At 60.1% G+C, this 16,403-nt stretch carries 14 protein-coding genes and 2 tRNA genes; 5 read left to right on the top strand and 11 right to left on the bottom strand.

Annotated features, from left to right (window positions below; genetic code table 11):
- Nucleotides 1–38 precede the first annotated feature (38 nt).
- From rplI to rnr, 6 genes are all read right to left on the bottom strand, one after another.
- Entirely contained in the window at nt 39–485 is a 447-nt protein-coding gene (gene rplI / locus PSJE_RS22260) for a 50S ribosomal protein L9 (protein ID WP_007973276.1), read from the bottom strand.
- A 19-nt stretch (nt 486–504) separates the two neighbouring features.
- The gene (locus tag PSJE_RS22255; protein WP_090452823.1) at nt 505–1,398 is read right to left on the bottom strand and encodes a YybS family protein; all 894 of its coding nucleotides are present in this window, start codon (nt 1,396–1,398) and stop codon (nt 505–507) included.
- Between the two features lie 36 nt (nt 1,399–1,434).
- Complete coding sequence (gene rpsR / locus PSJE_RS22250; RefSeq protein WP_002551829.1) at nt 1,435–1,665, bottom strand: 30S ribosomal protein S18; 231 nt, start codon at nt 1,663–1,665, stop codon at nt 1,435–1,437.
- Nucleotides 1,666–1,693: 28 nt separating this feature from the next.
- Nucleotides 1,694–2,116: a 30S ribosomal protein S6 gene (gene rpsF, locus PSJE_RS22245; protein ID WP_008048087.1), complete on the bottom strand. Its 423-nt coding sequence runs from the start codon at nt 2,114–2,116 to the stop codon at nt 1,694–1,696.
- Nucleotides 2,117–2,422: 306 nt separating this feature from the next.
- The gene (gene rlmB, locus PSJE_RS22240; protein WP_007973273.1) at nt 2,423–3,190 is read right to left on the bottom strand and encodes a 23S rRNA (guanosine(2251)-2'-O)-methyltransferase RlmB; all 768 of its coding nucleotides are present in this window, start codon (nt 3,188–3,190) and stop codon (nt 2,423–2,425) included.
- Nucleotides 3,187–5,814, bottom strand: coding sequence for a ribonuclease R (gene rnr / locus PSJE_RS22235; RefSeq protein ID WP_090452821.1), 2,628 nt, complete (start codon nt 5,812–5,814; stop codon nt 3,187–3,189). Before rnr ends, rlmB begins: the two co-directional genes overlap by 4 nt.
- A gap of 224 nt (nt 5,815–6,038) precedes the next feature.
- Here rnr and PSJE_RS22230 point away from each other — a divergent pair.
- From PSJE_RS22230 to PSJE_RS22215, 5 genes are all read left to right on the top strand, one after another.
- A tRNA-Leu gene (locus PSJE_RS22230) sits at nt 6,039–6,125 on the top strand.
- Between the two features lie 167 nt (nt 6,126–6,292).
- Nucleotides 6,293–6,379: transfer RNA gene (locus PSJE_RS22225), tRNA-Leu, on the top strand.
- Nucleotides 6,350–6,634, top strand: a complete 285-nt coding sequence (locus tag PSJE_RS31330) for a hypothetical protein (RefSeq protein WP_157858916.1) — start codon at nt 6,350–6,352, stop codon at nt 6,632–6,634. The genes PSJE_RS22225 and PSJE_RS31330 overlap by 30 nt, the downstream gene beginning before the upstream one ends.
- An 18-nt stretch (nt 6,635–6,652) precedes the next feature.
- On the top strand, nt 6,653–7,663 hold the full coding sequence (locus PSJE_RS22220; protein WP_090452819.1) for an extracellular solute-binding protein: 1,011 nt from the start codon (nt 6,653–6,655) through the stop codon (nt 7,661–7,663).
- Nucleotides 7,663–9,228: an ABC transporter permease gene (locus tag PSJE_RS22215; RefSeq protein ID WP_090452817.1), complete on the top strand. Its 1,566-nt coding sequence runs from the start codon at nt 7,663–7,665 to the stop codon at nt 9,226–9,228. Before PSJE_RS22220 ends, PSJE_RS22215 begins: the two co-directional genes overlap by 1 nt.
- 120 nt (nt 9,229–9,348) lie before the next feature.
- On the opposite strand, the gene PSJE_RS22210 is transcribed toward PSJE_RS22215, so the two are convergent.
- From PSJE_RS22210 to hflK, 5 genes are all read right to left on the bottom strand, one after another.
- Nucleotides 9,349–11,283, bottom strand: a complete 1,935-nt coding sequence (locus tag PSJE_RS22210; RefSeq protein ID WP_090452815.1) for a methyl-accepting chemotaxis protein — start codon at nt 11,281–11,283, stop codon at nt 9,349–9,351.
- Nucleotides 11,284–11,433: 150 nt separating this feature from the next.
- Nucleotides 11,434–12,723: an adenylosuccinate synthase gene (locus PSJE_RS22205; RefSeq protein WP_057712238.1), complete on the bottom strand. Its 1,290-nt coding sequence runs from the start codon at nt 12,721–12,723 to the stop codon at nt 11,434–11,436.
- Nucleotides 12,724–12,777: 54 nt separating this feature from the next.
- Nucleotides 12,778–13,965 (bottom strand): ATP phosphoribosyltransferase regulatory subunit, encoded by a 1,188-nt coding sequence (locus PSJE_RS22200; RefSeq protein ID WP_007973265.1) that lies wholly within the window; start codon nt 13,963–13,965, stop codon nt 12,778–12,780.
- Between the two features lie 312 nt (nt 13,966–14,277).
- Complete coding sequence (gene hflC, locus PSJE_RS22195) at nt 14,278–15,147, bottom strand: protease modulator HflC (RefSeq protein ID WP_007995015.1); 870 nt, start codon at nt 15,145–15,147, stop codon at nt 14,278–14,280.
- Nucleotides 15,147–16,322 carry an FtsH protease activity modulator HflK gene (hflK, locus tag PSJE_RS22190; RefSeq protein ID WP_057712240.1) on the bottom strand — a complete coding sequence of 392 codons (1,176 nt, stop codon included), beginning with the start codon at nt 16,320–16,322 and terminating at the stop codon, nt 15,147–15,149. Before hflK ends, hflC begins: the two co-directional genes overlap by 1 nt.
- Nucleotides 16,323–16,403: the final 81 nt, after the last annotated feature.

The raw sequence follows: 16,403 nt of genomic DNA, 5'->3' as shown, positions 1-16,403 counted from the left end.
CCGGCAAGCACCCGAGGGTGCCAGCCGACAAGTGCTGCTTAAGCTGCTACCACGACAACGCGTACGGTGGCTTCAACTTCGGCGTGCAGGTGCACGGCTACGTCGAATTCGCCTACGTTGCGGATGGTGCCGTTCGGCAGACGAACTTCGCTCTTCTGCACTTCAACGCCGGAGGCGGTCAGTGCGTCAGCGATGTCGTGAGTACCGATCGAACCGAACAGCTTGCCTTCGTCGCCAGCGGTGGCAGTGATGGTCACTTCCAGCTCGGCCAGTTGGGCAGCGCGGCTTTCAGCCGATGCTTTGCGATCTGCTGCAGCTTTTTCCAGCTCAGCGCGACGCTCTTCGAACGCAGCCAGGTTGGCTGGGGTCGCAGCGGTAGCTTTGCCGTAAGGCAGCAGGTAGTTACGACCGTAGCCAGCCTTAACGTTCACTTTGTCACCCAGGTTGCCCAGGTTGGTGACTTTTTCCAGAAGGATCAGTTGCATGTGAAAATCCTCTTAACTTTTAACCTTCACCGTTCGCGTTATCGGCATCTTTCGGTGCCGAACGACCGCGAAAATCAATCAGGCTGTCGACGATGGCCAGGACCACCAGCAACGGATAGATCAGCTGCATGAACAGCAACAGCGTCACGTACAACCCCACCAGCCAGAACCTGGCCAGTCGCTTCTGCGCCACCAGCCCGTGAATCAGGGCCAGCCCGGCGAACACCAGCGGTACGCTGCACAACGGCGTCAACATGGCCATCTGTGAACCGAGATTCGGCCCCAGAAGCATGCACGCCAGCAGCAACATCGCCGGCAACAGCGGGATGCGGATGGCGCGAAACTCGCGACCAAAACCGCCCGGGTTGTACAACAACGCCTGCCAGTAACGCCCGACAAGCAGGCTCAGCAAGCTGACGATTTGCAACAACGCCGCAATCAGGCCGGTCAGGACCGGTGCAATCAGGGACGCGAAACGCGCTTGTTCGTCTACCGACAACTTCTGGTAAACATCACCGAGTAGCGACGGCATGACTTTGATCAAAGCCTGCGCCAGCATCTCGATCTGGGGAGCAAAAGCTGTCCCCAACACCACTGAAAACACCACCCCCGTCGCTATGCTGACCAGCAGCACGCGGTTCCAGGACTCGCTTGCGCGCAAAACCAACGCAAGGCTCGCAGACCCCAGCAGCACCAGAAGTGCCCGTGGGTCGTCGGAGTAAAGCCACCAGGCCAATGCCGGCAGCAGTCCCAGAGCAAGAACGCCCAGGGCGTCCCTCAATCCGCGCCGCAGGAGCACAAGGCATCCGGCGGCAGCACCCAACCAATACAACAACGGCAATGCCGCGCATCCAGCCACTACCAGAGTGGCCTGCATACGGCCGCGCATGATGAACTCAGCTATGGCCCGCATGCATTCAATCCTTTGCTACGTGTCGACTGCCCGGTCTCAGCGGCCGTGGCTGTCGGTGTAGGCCAGCAGGGCCAGGAAGCGGGCGCGCTTGATAGCGGTGGCCAGCTGACGCTGATAACGAGCTTTGGTACCGGTGATGCGGCTTGGAACGATTTTGCCGGTCTCGGATACGTAGGCTTTCAGAGTGTTGAGATCTTTGTAATCGATCTCTTTCACGTCTTCAGCGGTGAAGCGGCAGAATTTACGACGACGGAAGAAACGTGCCATGTAATTGGCTCCTTAAAAGGTCCGTGGATTACTCGTCAGCGTTATCGCTGTTGTCGCTGTCATCACTATCAGCGCTTTCAGCGCCTTCGTGCTCAGGACGGTCGCGACGCTCACGGCGCTCACTGCGGTTTTCTTCAGCCTTGAGCATCTCGGACTGGCCGGTAACGGCTTCGTCGCGACGGATGACCAGGTTACGGATCACTGCATCGTTGTAGCGGAAGTTGTCTTCCAGCTCGGCCAGGGCCTTGCCAGTGCACTCAACGTTCAGCATCACGTAGTGAGCCTTGTGAACATTGTTGATTGCGTAGGCCAGTTGACGACGGCCCCAATCTTCCAGACGGTGGATTTTGCCGCCGTCTTCTTCGATCAGCTTGGTGTAACGCTCAACCATGCCGCCGACTTGCTCGCTTTGATCCGGGTGGACCAAAAAGATGATTTCGTAATGACGCATGAATGCTCCTTACGGGTTGTAGCCTGCCGCTCAAAAGCGGTCAGACAAGGAGTGAATGACACTTATGGACTTGCGGACGCTAGACACGTTGGTGCCTGCCATCACAGCAAGGGGCGCAATTGTAGAGAAGGGGCGAGGGAGGCGCAAGGTAATTGGCGATTATTTGAACAACCCCCAATCTTTCCCTCACTACAAAAACACTGTGGGAGCGAGCTTGCTCGCGATGGGGTCGCAACATTCGACATTAATGCTGAATGTTACACCGCTATCGCGAGCAGGCTCGCTCCCACAGGGACTGCAACTGGATCAGGATTTCTTGGCAGCAGCCTTGGCTTTGACACTGCGCTGACGCTGGGCTTCGAACAGGCAGACACCCGTCGCCACGGAAACGTTGAGACTGCTGACGCTACCGGCCATCGGCAGGTTGACCAGGTAGTCGCAATGCTCGCGGGTCAGGCGACGCATGCCCTTGCCTTCGGCACCCATGATCAGGATGGTCGGGCCGGTCAGATCCTGGTCATACAGGCTGACCTCAGCTTCTCCGGCCGTGCCGACAACCCACAAGCCGCGCTGCTGGAGCTTTTCCAGGGTGCGCGCCAGGTTGGTCACGGCAACCAGCGGAATCACTTCCGCCGCACCGCAGGCGATTTTTCGTACAACCGGAGTCAGGGTCGCCGACTTGTCCTTCGGCACGATCACTGCCAGCGCGCCCGCCGCATCGGCCGAACGCAGGCACGCGCCGAGGTTGTGCGGATCGGTCACGCCGTCGAGCACCAGCAACAACGGTGCGCCGTCGGTGCGATCGAGCAGCTCGTCGAGCATCGCCTCACCCCAGACCTGGCTCGGACTCACGTCCGCGACAACACCCTGGTGCACGCCTTCAACCCAGGCGTCCATTTCACGGCGCTCGGCCTGGCCGACCTGGACCCGGTTTTCGTTGGCCAGTTCGATCAGCGTCTGGACCCGAGGGTCATTGCGACCTTCGGCCAACCAGATCTGCTTCACGCGTTTCGGGTGGTGACGCAACAACGCTTCTACAGCATGTACGCCGTAGATCTTTTCCAACTGACTCATGGCTTGGCCTTAGGTTTACGCGCCCCGCCACTCTTGGCTGGAGCCGAGCCCGCTTTTGGCGGGCCTTTACGATGTTTGCTCGGTTTGGCTGGCTTGCCGCCGACGGCCTTGTCAGGCGTCGACCGACTGGTCTTTCCCCCAGACGCCGCTTTACCGCCGCTTTTCGCACCGGCGAGCAACGCCTGCTTCATTTCACGACTTTTGCGCACTTCGGCGTTTTTCGCCGCTGCATCGCTCGGGCGATAGGCCTCTACAGCCTTTTCCTTGGCAGGACGACGACCGGTTTTCGCCGTGGCCGGTTCTGCTTCGACTTTCGCAGCGGGTGCTGTGCTTTCGGTACCACGCTTCTTGCGGCCGATCGGCGCGCTGATGGTTTTCTCGGCCATCTCGAAGTCGATCTTGCGTTCGTCGAGGTCGACGCGCATGACGCGCACTTCCACGGTATCGCCCAAGCGGAAGCTGCGACCGGTACGCTCACCGGCCAGGCGGTGGTGCACAGGATCGAAGTGGTAGTAATCGCCCGGCAGCGCGGTGACGTGCACCAGGCCTTCGACGTAGATATCGGTCAGTTCGACGAACAGGCCAAAACCGGTCACGGCGGTGATCACACCCGGGAACGACTCGCCAACGCGATCTTTCATGAACTCGCACTTGAGCCAGTTCACTACATCGCGGGTCGCTTCGTCGGCACGGCGCTCGCTCATAGAGCACTGCTCGCCGAGTTGCTCCAGGGCCGCTTCGTCGTACGGATAGATGCGCGCTTTCGGAATGGTCATCGCACCGGCACGGCGAACGTGTGGGGTGTCCTGTTTCGAATGGATCACGCTGCGAATCGCCCGGTGCGTGAGCAAGTCCGGGTAGCGGCGGATCGGCGAAGTGAAGTGGGTGTACGCCTCGTAATTCAGGCCGAAGTGGCCCTGGTTATCGGCGCTGTACACCGCCTGGCTCAACGAACGCAGCATGACAGTCTGGATCAGGTGGAAATCCGGACGATCCTTGATACCGGCCAGCAGTGCCTGGTAATCCTTCGGCGACGGACCGTCCTTGCCTTTGTGCAGGGACAGGCCGAGCTCGCCGAGGAACGCGCGCAGCTTTTCCAGGCGCTCCGGTGGCGGGCCATCGTGAACGCGATACAGCGCCGGAATTTCGTGTTTCTTCAGGAATTCGGCGGTGGCCACGTTGGCCGCCAGCATGCACTCCTCGATCAGCTTGTGCGCATCGTTGCGCACGGTCGGACGAATTTCGGCGATCTTGCGCTCGGAACCGAAGATGATCCGGGTTTCCTGGGTTTCGAAATCGATCGCGCCACGTACGTGACGGGCCGCCAGCAACACCTTGTACAGCGAGTACAGCTGCTTGAGGTGCGGCACCACGTCGGTGTATTCACCGCGCAGCTTGCGCCCTTCGGTGGCTTTCGGCGTTTCCAGCATCGCGCTGACCTTGTTGTAGGTCAGGCGCGCATGGGAGTGAATCACCGCTTCGTAGAAGCAGTAGTCGGTCATTTCACCGGACTTGGAGATGGTCATCTCGCAAACCATGGCCAGGCGATCGACTTGCGGGTTCAGCGAGCACAAACCGTTGGACAGCTGCTCAGGCAGCATCGGAATCACGCGCTCGGGGAAGTACACCGAGTTGCCGCGAACCTGCGCTTCGGCATCCAGCGCCGAACCGAGTTTCACGTAGCTGGATACGTCGGCAATCGCCACGTACAGCTTCCAGCCGCCCGAGAACAGGCGCAGCTTGCCCGGACGGGCTTCGCAATAGACCGCATCGTCGAAGTCGCGGGCATCTTCGCCGTCGATGGTGACGAACGGCAGATGGCGCAGGTCGATGCGCTTCTCTTTGTCTTTCTCTTCGACTTCCGGCTTGAGCTTGCCGGCTTCCTTGAGCACGGCGTCAGGCCAGACGTGAGGAATGTCGTAGGTACGCAGGGCAACATCGATTTCCATGCCCGGCGCCATGTAGTTGCCCACGACTTCAACCACGTCGCCTTGCGGCTGGAAGCGTGGCGTCGGCCAGTGAGTGATCTTCACTTCGACGAACTGACCGATCTGCGCGTTGGCGTTACGACCCGGCGTCACCAGCACTTCCTGCTGGATCTTCGGATTGTCCGCAACCACGAAACCGATGCCGCCCTCTTCGAAGTAGCGGCCGACGATGGTTTCGTGAGCGCGGGACACCACTTCGACGATCATGCCTTCGCGGCGACCACGACGGTCCAGGCCGGATACCCGGGCCAGGGCACGGTCACCATCGAACACCAGACGCATCTGCGCCGGGCTCATGAACAGGTCGTCACTGCCGTCGTCCGGCACCAGGAAGCCGAAGCCGTCGCGGTGACCGCTGATGCGACCCAGGATCAGGTCAAGCTTGTCCACCGGTGCATAAGTGCCGCGACGGGTATAGATGAGTTGAGCATCGCGCTCCATGGCGCGCAGACGGCGGCGCAGGGCTTCGATCTGGTCTTCTGTGGTCAGACCAAACTCTTCGACCAGTTGCTCGCGGTTAGCAGGCGAACCTCGATCAGCAAGGTGCTGAAGGATCAGTTCGCGGCTAGGAATAGGGTTTTCATATTTTTCCGCTTCACGAGCGGCCTCGGGATCGAGGGACTGCCAATCGGCCATTAGAGAGTTTTCACCTTGTCTATATGCGGGTTAGTTTGGCATAGGCGTAATGAAACGGGAAATTTCAAGCTAAGACGACCCATCTAAAGCCCTGTATCGACACCTCAAAGCTGAATTGCAGACCGTTGGTGAATTTTTTCAGGTTTTTTTGAGGCCGGGGGTTTACAGTTAAAAAGACGCTCCGTATAGTGCGCGCCATCGACGACGGAGACGTTGTCGATAATGCCCAGATGGTGAAATTGGTAGACACGCCAGCTTCAGGTGCTGGTGACCGCAAGGTCGTGGAAGTTCGAGTCTTCTTCTGGGCACCAATTTCGAGCTTGAGATTAGTTCAATTTCAAGGCTCACACAAAAACCCGCGAAAGCGGGTTTTTGTATTTTTGACCGCTGGTTTATTAATTTTAAAATCAGGGGTTTACAGATCAAAACGCTCTCCGTATAGTGCGCCACATCAACAGCGGCAACGCTGAAGATGAATGCCCAGATGGTGAAATTGGTAGACACGCCAGCTTCAGGTGCTGGTGACCTTACGGTCGTGGAAGTTCGAGTCTTCTTCTGGGCACCAATTCAAATTCAAGGTTACGACCTTGGATTTCACAAAAACCCGCGAAAGCGGGTTTTTGCGTTTCCGGGGTTTAAAAACACGCCTCCTCCCCCTGTAGGAGCGAGCTTGCTCGCGATGGATGTACAGGCGACGCATTTCCCCAGACACCCCTCGTTTTCGTTCACGCCCATCGCGAGCAAGCTCGCTCCTACAGGATTTATCGGCGCATTTGAGAAACAATATCGTTTATCATTGTTACAAGTTTTTGCAATGTGACAGTGAGGAACCCTGCGAATGATGTTTCGAAATACCCTGCGCCGCGGCCTGATCACCACCCTCCTCGGCCTGGCACTCGCCACTCCCCTCACCCAAGCCGCCGATCCGGTTGCCCTGACCCTCTACAACGGCCAGCACAAAGAAGTCGGCGATGCGGTCGCCAAAGCCTTCGAAGCCAAGACCGGGATCCACGTCAATGTGCGCAAAGGCAGCAGCAACCAGCTCGCCAGCCAGATCGTCGAAGAAGGCGATCGCTCCCCCGCCGACGTGATCTACACCGAAGAATCGCCACCCCTGAACAAACTCGGCGAACAAGGCCTGCTGGCCAAGACTGATGACGCCACACTGGCCGTTCTGCCCAAGGAATACGTCGCCGGCAACGGCACCTGGATTGGCGTGACCGCTCGGGTGCGCGTCGTTGCGTTCAACCCCAAGCTGATCGATGAAAAAGACCTGCCGACCTCGGTGATGGAATTTTCCGACCCGAAATGGCAAGGCAAGGTCGGCTTCGTACCCACCAGCGGCGCCTTCCAGGAGCAAGCGGTCGCGATCATCAAGGTGCACGGCATGGACGCAGCCGAAGAGTGGCTGACCGGTCTGCGAGCATTCGGCAAGACCTACAGCAACAACATGGTTGCATTGAAAGCGGTGGAAAATGGCGAAGTCGCCACCGTACTCGTCAACAACTACTACTGGTTCGCCCTGCAGCGTGAAAAAGGCCAGCTCGACTCGAAACTGCATTACTTCAGCGGTGGCGATGTCGGCGGACTGATCACGGTTTCCAGTGCTGCGGTGCTCAAATCCAGCAAACACCCCAAGGAAGCACAGCAGTTGCTCGCCTACATGGCCAGCGAGGAAGGCCAGCGCGTGATCACCCAGACCACCGCCGAATACCCGCTGCACAAAGGCATGGAGTCTGATCGCGGACTCAAGCCATTCAGCGAGTTGCAAGCGCCGAAAGTCACGCCAGCCGACCTCGGCAATGCCGAAGAGGCCCTGGACCTGGAACGTGACGTTGGCTTGAACTGATGAGCGCATCGCTATCCGCCACCAGTCTGCGCAGTAACAACGTGCCCCGCCGCAAGCGTCCTCCCATAGGGTTGGTGTTGCCGGTCTTGCTGCTGGTCGTACTCAGCTTCCTGCCGCTGGCCTATGTCGGACTCAAAGCCTGGCAAGCTGGCTGGGCAGAAGCACTGCATTTGCTATGGCGACCTTATGTGTTCGGCTTGCTGCGCAACACACTCGCATTGATGATTGGCGTCACCATTGTTTGCGGGGTGATCGGCTTGTCGCTGGCCTGGTTGCTCGAGCGCAGCAATCTGCCGGGCCGACGATTGTGGGGCGTGATTCTCTGCCTGCCGTTTGCCGTACCGGCCTTTGTCAGCAGCTTCACATGGGTTTCCCTCAGCGCTCATTTCGAAGGACTCGGCGGGGCGATCCTGGTGATGAGCCTGTCCAAGTATCCGTTGATCTTTCTGCCCGTGGCGGCAACCTTGCGCAATCTCGATCCGTCCCTGGAAGAGTCGGCTCGCACGCTGGGGCAAAATCGCTGGGGCGTGTTCTTTCGCGTCACCCTGCCCCTGCTCTGGCCTTCGCTGCTGGCGGGTTCGTTGCTGATTGCCCTGCACATGCTGGTGGAGTTCGGCGCCTTGTCGATCATCGGCCTGCAAACCTTCACCACGGCGATCTATCAGCAGTTCGAGCTGGAGTTCAGCAATGCCAACGCGGCGATGCTCTCCGCCGTACTGCTGATGTTGTGCCTGGCGCTGCTGTGGCTGGAGCTGCGCGTGCGCGGCAAGGGTCGACACGTGCGCACCGGACAGGGTGCGGCGCGACGCGCGGAACAGGTTCAACTGGGACCCTGGGCTGTGGCGGGACAGCTTTATTGCCTGTTGCTGGCAATCATTGGCAGCGGGATTCCGCTGGGGATGCTGGTCTACTGGTTGGCGGTAGGAACATCGGCAGCCTTTCCCGTAGCGGCAATCGGCGAAGCATTGCTGTCGTCCCTCGCTCTGTCGCTGGGTGGCGCTGCTCTGTGCCTGGTGCTGGCGGTGCCGGTCGGCCTGCTGGTCGTGCGCTACAAAGGCCAACTGGCGATCTGGGCCGAGCGCCTGCCCTATCTGCTGCATGCGCTGCCGGGCCTGGTCATTGCCCTGACCCTGGTGTATTTCGCCCTGCACTACGTGCCGATGCTTTACCAGACTTCGGCATTGCTGCTGATCGCCTATGCCCTGCTGTTTCTGCCGCTGGCCCAGGCGCCGATCCGCACCGCCCTGAACAAGGCGGCACCGCAGCTTGAGGAGGCGGCGCGCACGCTGGGAGCCTCGTCATTCAGTGCCTTCTGCCGAGTGACACTGCCGATTATTTTCCCGGCGCTGGGGGCGGCTTTTGCCCTGGTGTTCCTGGATGCGATGAAGGAGCTGACGGCGACCTTGCTGCTGAGCCCCACCGGGCTCAATACACTGGCGACGGAAGTCTGGGCGCATACCGCGAATGTGGAGTTTGCGGCGGCGGCGCCTTATGCGGCGTTGTTGATATTGGTGTCGGGGTTGCCGGTCTATCTACTGACGACCCGGATGTATCTGAGCCGCTAAGACCGTCATCGCGAGCAAGCTCGCTCCCACAGGTTTCGATGGTGGACACAAAGTTTGTGAACACCCCGGATCAAATGTGGGAGCGAGCTTGCTCGCAATGAGGCCATCCCTGAAACAGCATTAAGCCCTGAACTGCCCCAGGCTCGCCTTCAACTGCGCCGCCAGACCATCGAGCACCTTGCCGCTCGCCGTAGTCTCCACGACAGCTTGCGCCGCTTTCTCGGCCTGGGCATGAATGGTCTGCACCCGCCCCCGAACTGCCTGCGCGCCCTGCGCCTGATGCGCTGCAGCCTGGGTAGCCAAACCGATCGCCGCATGGACCTGCTCGACGGATGCCTGCACCGACTGCTGCAACCGCGCACTGTCACGCAGCACCAGTAAACCCTCACTGGCCTGGCGCCCGGCCTGACCAATCGCCGCCACCGCCTCACGCGCACCTTGCTGCAAGGCCACGATGTGCGCCTGAATATCGCCGGTGGAGCTCTGCGTCTTGCTCGCCAGCGCCCGCACCTCATCGGCCACCACGGCAAACCCGCGCCCGGTCTCGCCGGCACGCGCCGCCTCAATCGCTGCGTTCAGCGCCAGCAGGTTGGTCTGTTCGGCGATGCCGTGAATCACCGTCAGCACCACCTCAATTTGCTCACTTTGCTGCGCCAGGCGCTCGATCACTTGCGCGCCAGTGTTGACCTGACCCGCCAGCTCCTCGATCAGGCTGCCGACTTTCGCCGAGGTCCGGGTGTTTTCATCGGTGGCCTGACGAATGTCCACCACCTGCTTCAGCGCCGCCTGCATGGCATGGCTTTCCGACTGCGCCTCATCAGCCATTTGCGACAAGGCGCGCAAACTCTCCGCCACCTCGTCGCGCTGCATGCCAGCCGCCGCGTCCGCACCGGCGTTGCGCAAGGTCATGGCGCCGATCTCCACGCCGGTACGCTGGGCGACATCCCCCGCCTCACGCACGATCGGCTGCAACTTATCCACAAAGCGATTGACCGCCGAGGCCATGTCGCCGATTTCATCCTTGCTGTTGATCTGCACACGCTTGGTCAGATCACCCTCGCCCGCCGCCAGGTCATCCATGGCAACGATCAGCATTTTCAGGCGATTGACCACTCGGCGACCGAGCACCACCGCCAACAACAGCAGAACACCGAAGCCCACCACCGCCAGACACACGCCGATGCGCCAGCGCAATGTCGTAGCAGCCTCCTGCACGGTGCTGGTGGTATTGGCCTTCATTTCCGCCGCCGTGGACTGCGCCGACTGCAGACGCGAGCGCATGGCCGTTGCGCTGTCAGCAGCCGCACCCTTGAGGCTGTCGCCCACCAGTTGATCGCTGCTGGCGATCAACGCCGAGAAGCGCTTGTCGAGGGCCGCCAGATCAGTCTCCACGGAAGCCGTCGAGACCCCCATCAGGACCTTGCCGATTTCTACGCCGTTAGGATTGATCGGGGCCTCGATGTAGAACACCGAAGGATCGTTCTTCGCCGCATCCAGTACCTTGTCCAGCGCACGCTCGCCCTGGCCTTTTTCCAGCAGCGCCTTGTTGATCGGGTTTTCCCGATTGAGGTAGCGCGTCAGGTGCTGACCGGTGGCGTCGTCATACACCACGAACAGCACATTGGGATTGCGCTGGGCCCGGCGGGCGAACTCGGAAAGTGTCGGAATGTCGTTGTCCCACATGGCGCGAGGCGCGACGGAAGCCAGAAGCTGCGCCATGTCGCTGGCGGAGTCCTTCAGGTCCTTTTCCAGGGTCAAACGCAATTGCGCCTGCTCCTGCTCAAGACGCGAGGACAAACCGGCGGTCAGGCGCTGACGCGTACTGGTAGAGAGACTGTCGAGGCTCGACGTGACTTCGCGTCCCGCCTGCTCAAGCTCAGCGGAAAGCTTTTGACTGTCCGCGCCCAGGCGCAGGCCCAGATCGGCTTCCAGCGCGGTCACCGTGCTCCGGGTCAGAGCGACAGCTACCAGCACCTGCACCAAAAGGGCGATACCAAGGGTAACGAACACGGGCCGCAACAAACGGCTCTGTAACAATGAGAGAACGGCCGACACTTGATATCCCTCTGCAAAAGCGCCATTAAATTGATGGCACGCCAAAAGTGACGTTTTAGGCAAAGCTAATAGCAAAGGTCATGCCGTCCAGCAGGCATAAACGACAAAGGCCCCAATGAAGGGGCCTTTGTGTTTTACATCAACGACTTATCAAGCAAACGGATGGCGCAGGACGATGGTTTCGTTGCGGTCCGGGCCCGTCGAAATAATGTCGATCGGCGCGCCGATCAGCTCTTCGACGCGCTTGATGTAAGCACGGGCGTTAGCTGGCAGCTCTTCCAGGGTTTTGGCACCCACGGTCGATTCGGTCCAGCCCGGCACTTCTTCGTACACAGGCTGCAGGCCTACATAGCTGTCAGCATCAGTCGGGGCAACGGCCTTGCCTTCTGCATCTTTGTAGCCGACGCAGATGTTGATGGTTTCCAGACCGTCGAGTACGTCCAGCTTGGTCAGGCAGATGCCCGAGATGCTGTTCACATCGATAGCGCGACGCAGGATAACGGCGTCGAACCAGCCACAACGACGGGCACGGCCGGTAGTCGCGCCGAACTCGTGACCTTGTTTAGCCAAGTGCGCACCGACTTCGTCGAACAGCTCCGTCGGGAATGGACCCGAGCCTACACGGGTGGTGTAAGCCTTGGTGATGCCCAGGATGTAGTCCAGGAACATAGGGCCAACACCCGAACCGGTAGCAACGCCGCCAGCGGTGGTGTTGGAACTGGTCACGTACGGGTAGGTACCGTGGTCGATGTCCAGCAACGAACCTTGGGCACCTTCAAACATGATGTCTTTGCCAGCACGACGCAGGTCGTGCAGCTCGGCAGTAACGTCCAGCATCAGCGGCTTGAGCAGCTCAGCGTAGTCTTTGCACTCGGCCAGGGTCTTGTCGAAGTCGATGGCTGGCTCTTTGTAGTAACCAACCAGCATGAAGTTGTGGTAATCCACCAGTTCACGCAACTTGTCTTCAAAGCGCGGCATGTTGAGCAGGTCGCCAACACGCAGGCCACGACGTGCAACCTTGTCTTCGTATGCCGGGCCGATGCCACGACCGGTAGTACCGATCTTCAGCTCGCCACGGGCCTTTTCACGGGCCTGGTCCAGCGCTACGTGGAAGGACAGGATCAGCGGGCAGGATGGGCTGATACGCAGGCGCTCGCGCACCGGTACGCCCTTCTCTTCCAGCTTGGTGATTTCCCGCAGCAGAGCGTCGGGTGCAACCACCACGCCGTTGCCGATCAGGCACTGCACGCCTTCGCGCAGCACGCCCGACGGAATCAGGTGCAAGACGGTCTTCTCACCGTCGATCACCAGGGTGTGGCCAGCGTTGTGGCCACCCTGGTAGCGCACTACGGCGGCAGCATGTTCGGTCAGCAGATCAACGATCTTGCCTTTGCCCTCATCACCCCATTGGGTGCCCAGGACTACGACATTCTTACCCATAACACTTGTCCTCATTCGCGCAAACTTGGTGCCGGCGGCAGCCGGCAGGAAAACTCAAGAAGCCAGTGGCGATACTTGCCAAAGCCCGTTCTGCTGAATCAATTGCCGGTCGCAGTCCGCTTCACGGGCGGCGGCCAAAGGTTGTCCAGGCAAAGCCTGAACGACACGCTGACCCTCACTGCGCAACTGGCAAACCTGCTGCCAGAGTGCCGCATCCGTACTGTCAGGCATCCAGATACCGCCAGACGGTAGCTCGATCTCAGCACGCCCCAGGGTCACCAGGGTTTTCAAATCGGTGGAGAAGCCGGTCGCCGGACGGGCGCGACCGAAGTCGGCGCCGATGTCGTCGTAACGACCGCCCTGGGCAATGGACTGGCCAACACCCGGTACGAACACAGCGAACACCACACCGGTGTGGTAGTGGTAGCCACGCAGCTCGCCCAGGTCGAAATACAGCGGCAGCTCAGGGAAACGCACGGACAGCCGCTCGGCAATCGCCAGCAAGTCGTCCAGCGCTGCCAGAACAGGGGCCGGCGCCTTGGCTAGACGCTCGCGGGCCGCAGCCAGCACTTCACGACCGCCACACAGGTCGACCAACGCCCGCAGCATGCCCGACAGATCGGCAGGCAAGCCTTCGGTCAAGGTAATGACCTCGTCGATGGCCTTACGTTGCAAGGCATCGAACAACTGCTGCTCGACTTCACCGGACAAACCGGCCGCACGGGCCAGGCCGCGATAGATGCCAACATGACCGAGGTCCATGTGCACATCCGGCACATCGGCCAGTTGCAGCATGGCCAGCATCAGGCTGATGACTTCGACGTCGCTGCTCGGACTGCCGTCGCCGTACAACTCGGCACCCAGTTGAATCGGGCTGCGCGAGGACGACAGGGCGCGAGGCTGAGCGTGCAGGACACTACCGGCATAGCACAGGCGGCTTGGGCCTTCACGACGCAGGGTATGCGCATCGATGCGCGCCACTTGCGGCGTGATGTCGGCGCGGAAACCCATCTGACGGCCCGATTGCGGGTCGATGACCTTGAAGGTGCGCAGATCCAGGTCCTGGCCCGCGCCGGTCAGCAGGGATTCCAGGTACTCGATATGGGGAGTCACGACAAACTCGTAACCCCAGCTCTGGAACAGATCCAACACCTGACGACGCGCGACTTCAATACGCGCAGCTTCCGGTGGCAGTACTTCTTCGATGCCATCTGGCAGAAGCCAGCGGTCTACCGTTGCCATTACGCCTTCCCCTATCTCCGGGCGACCAGCCTGTCGGCGAGCCTTGAGTGAAGCAGAAAATGGTCGGCTTGCGCACAAACCACGCGCATGAGCGACGGAGCGAAAAGCCCTTCTACCGGCTTCGCCAACCACTTTCCTCGAAAAACTGTCGAGCCAATCGGCCCGGCATCTGCTTGAAAACAGCAATCAAACATGCAGACGCAAAAAAGCCGGGAATTTCCCGGCTGCCGCATCATACACACGTTTTCCCAAAGGATCACCCCGCCAGAGGTTTTAGCCGCCCGGCGGGGGATAATTCAGGTCAACGCCGTATCAAGGCTTGGCTTTTTCCAGGTAATGGAAGAAGTCGCTGCTTGGGTCGAGGACCATGACGTCGGATTTGTTCGCGAAGCTTTCACGGTAGGCGCGCAGGCTACGGTAGAACGCGTAGAACTCCTGATCCTGACCGTAGGCCTTGGAGTAGATCGCAGCAGCCTGGGCATCGCCGTCACCGCGAACCTCTTCGGATTCACGATAGGCTTCAGCCAGCAGCACGCGGCGTTGACGATCGGCGTCGGCACGGATGCCTTCGGCCAGTTCGTTACCCTTGGCGCGGTGCTCGCGAGCTTCACGCTCACGCTCGGTGCTCATACGCTCGAACACACTGCGGTTCACTTCTTTCGGCAGGTCGATGGTCTTGACCCGAACATCGACCACTTCGATGCCCAGCTCTTTCTCGGCCATCTTGTTCAGCGATGCCGTGATATCCGCCATCAGCGCATCACGCTCACCCGACACAACTTCGTGCAGGGTGCGCTTACCGAACTGGTCACGCAGGCCCGATTCCAGACGACGGGAAAGACGCTCGTCGGCGATCTGCTTGAGGCCGGAAGTCGCGGTGTAGTAACGCTCCGCGTCCTTCACGCGCCACTTGGCGAAGGCATCGACCATCACGGCTTTCTTTTCCAGCGTCAGGAAGCGTTGTGTCGGTGCATCCAGCGTCATCAGGCGTGCGTCGAATTTGCGCACCTGGTTGACGTAGGGCACTTTCACGTGCAGGCCTGGCTGAACATCGGCCTGGACCACGCGACCGAACTGCAGCAACACCGCACGCTCGGTCTGAGCCACGATGTAGAAGCAGTTCCAGGCAGCGATCGCCACGACGACGCCGACAATAAGGGCGATCAGCGATTTATTGCTCATCAGCGACTCTCCCTGGTACGTGCTGGCTGTTGCTGCAGATCAGCTGCCGCACGCGCATTCGCTTCATTGCTGGTGGCTGCCGCACTGCTCACCTGGGTGCTGGTGCTGCGACCACTTTCGACCATCTTGTCCAGAGGCAGGTACAACAGGTTGTTCTGGCCGTTCTTGTTGCCGGTCACGAGAACCTTGCTGGTGTTGGTGAAGACTTCCTGCATGGTGTCCAGATACAGACGCTGGCGGGTGACTTCAGGGGCCTTGCGGTACTCGGCGACCAGCTTGGTGAAGCGATCGGCCTCACCCTTGGCGCGCGAGACGGTCTCGTCACGGTAACCATTGGCATCCTCAAGGATGCGCTGGGCCTGACCACGAGCTTCCGGCACGACGCCGTTGGCATAGGTTTCGGCCTGGTTGCGCGAACGCTGTTCGTCTTCCCGGGCACGGATCACGTCATCGAAGGCTTCCTGGACTTCGCGCGGTGCCGCTGCGCTCTGTACGTTGACCTGGGTGACGGTGATACCGGTGCGATACGTGTCCATGAAGCGTTGCAGACGCTCCTTGATCTCGCTGGCCATCAACTCACGACCTTCGGTCAGTACCTGGTCCATCGCGGTGGAGCCCACCACATGGCGCAAGGCGCTGTCGGTCGCGTGCTGCAGGCTGATTTCCGGCTGATCGACGCTCAGCACAAAGTCCTGCAGGTTGCTGATCTTGTACTGCACGGTCAGCGGCACTTCGACGATGTTCTCGTCTTCGGTCAGCATCTGGCCCTGCTTGGTGTAGGCACGCTCACGCGTGACGTTCTCCATGTACTTCTTGTCGATCGGCGGGAAGTAGATGTTCAGGCCCGGACCCACGGTTTCGTAGTACTTGCCGAAGCGCAGCACCACAGCTTGCTCCTGTTCGTCGACGACATAGACCGCGCTGTACAGCCAAACGGCCGCCAACACGACCAGACCGATGCCGAGCAGGCCGCCAAAGCCGCCACTCTTGCCCGGACCACCGCCGTCGTCGCCACCACGTTTCTTACCACCACCGAACAAACCGTTCAGGCTTTCCTGCAGCTTTCGGAAGGCCTCGTCGAGATCCGGTGGCCCCTTGCGGTCGCCGTTGTTACGACGCTTGCCACCCCAAGGATCCTGATTATTCGAGTTGCCACCCGGCTCATTCCAAGCCATAGCGCTCTCCATCTGATAAAGCAAAGACGCACCCACGGCGCGCCGACCAATGCTACAGAATGCCTGTCACCGCGGCACAAC

It is taken from the genome of Pseudomonas jessenii, assembly GCF_002236115.1.
GTDB lineage: Bacteria > Pseudomonadota > Gammaproteobacteria > Pseudomonadales > Pseudomonadaceae > Aquipseudomonas > Aquipseudomonas jessenii.
Note: the sequence above shows the minus strand (reverse complement) of the source record. Positions and strands in the feature narration are given on the sequence as shown.

Coding starts and splice junctions, on each gene's coding strand:
- rpsR (WP_002551829.1), bottom strand. CDS start 1,665: ATGGCACGTTTCTTCCGTCGTCGTAAATTCTGCCGCTTCACCGCTGAA.
- PSJE_RS22220 (WP_090452819.1), top strand. CDS start 6,653: ATGATGTTTCGAAATACCCTGCGCCGCGGCCTGATCACCACCCTCCTC.
- PSJE_RS22200 (WP_007973265.1), bottom strand. CDS start 13,965: ATGGCAACGGTAGACCGCTGGCTTCTGCCAGATGGCATCGAAGAAGTA.
- hflC (WP_007995015.1), bottom strand. CDS start 15,147: ATGAGCAATAAATCGCTGATCGCCCTTATTGTCGGCGTCGTCGTGGCG.
- rplI (WP_007973276.1), bottom strand. CDS start 485: ATGCAACTGATCCTTCTGGAAAAAGTCACCAACCTGGGCAACCTGGGT.
- PSJE_RS22205 (WP_057712238.1), bottom strand. CDS start 12,723: ATGGGTAAGAATGTCGTAGTCCTGGGCACCCAATGGGGTGATGAGGGC.
- rnr (WP_090452821.1), bottom strand. CDS start 5,814: ATGGCCGATTGGCAGTCCCTCGATCCCGAGGCCGCTCGTGAAGCGGAA.
- rlmB (WP_007973273.1), bottom strand. CDS start 3,190: ATGAGTCAGTTGGAAAAGATCTACGGCGTACATGCTGTAGAAGCGTTG.
- hflK (WP_057712240.1), bottom strand. CDS start 16,322: ATGGCTTGGAATGAGCCGGGTGGCAACTCGAATAATCAGGATCCTTGG.
- rpsF (WP_008048087.1), bottom strand. CDS start 2,116: ATGCGTCATTACGAAATCATCTTTTTGGTCCACCCGGATCAAAGCGAG.
- PSJE_RS22215 (WP_090452817.1), top strand. CDS start 7,663: ATGAGCGCATCGCTATCCGCCACCAGTCTGCGCAGTAACAACGTGCCC.
- PSJE_RS22255 (WP_090452823.1), bottom strand. CDS start 1,398: ATGCGGGCCATAGCTGAGTTCATCATGCGCGGCCGTATGCAGGCCACT.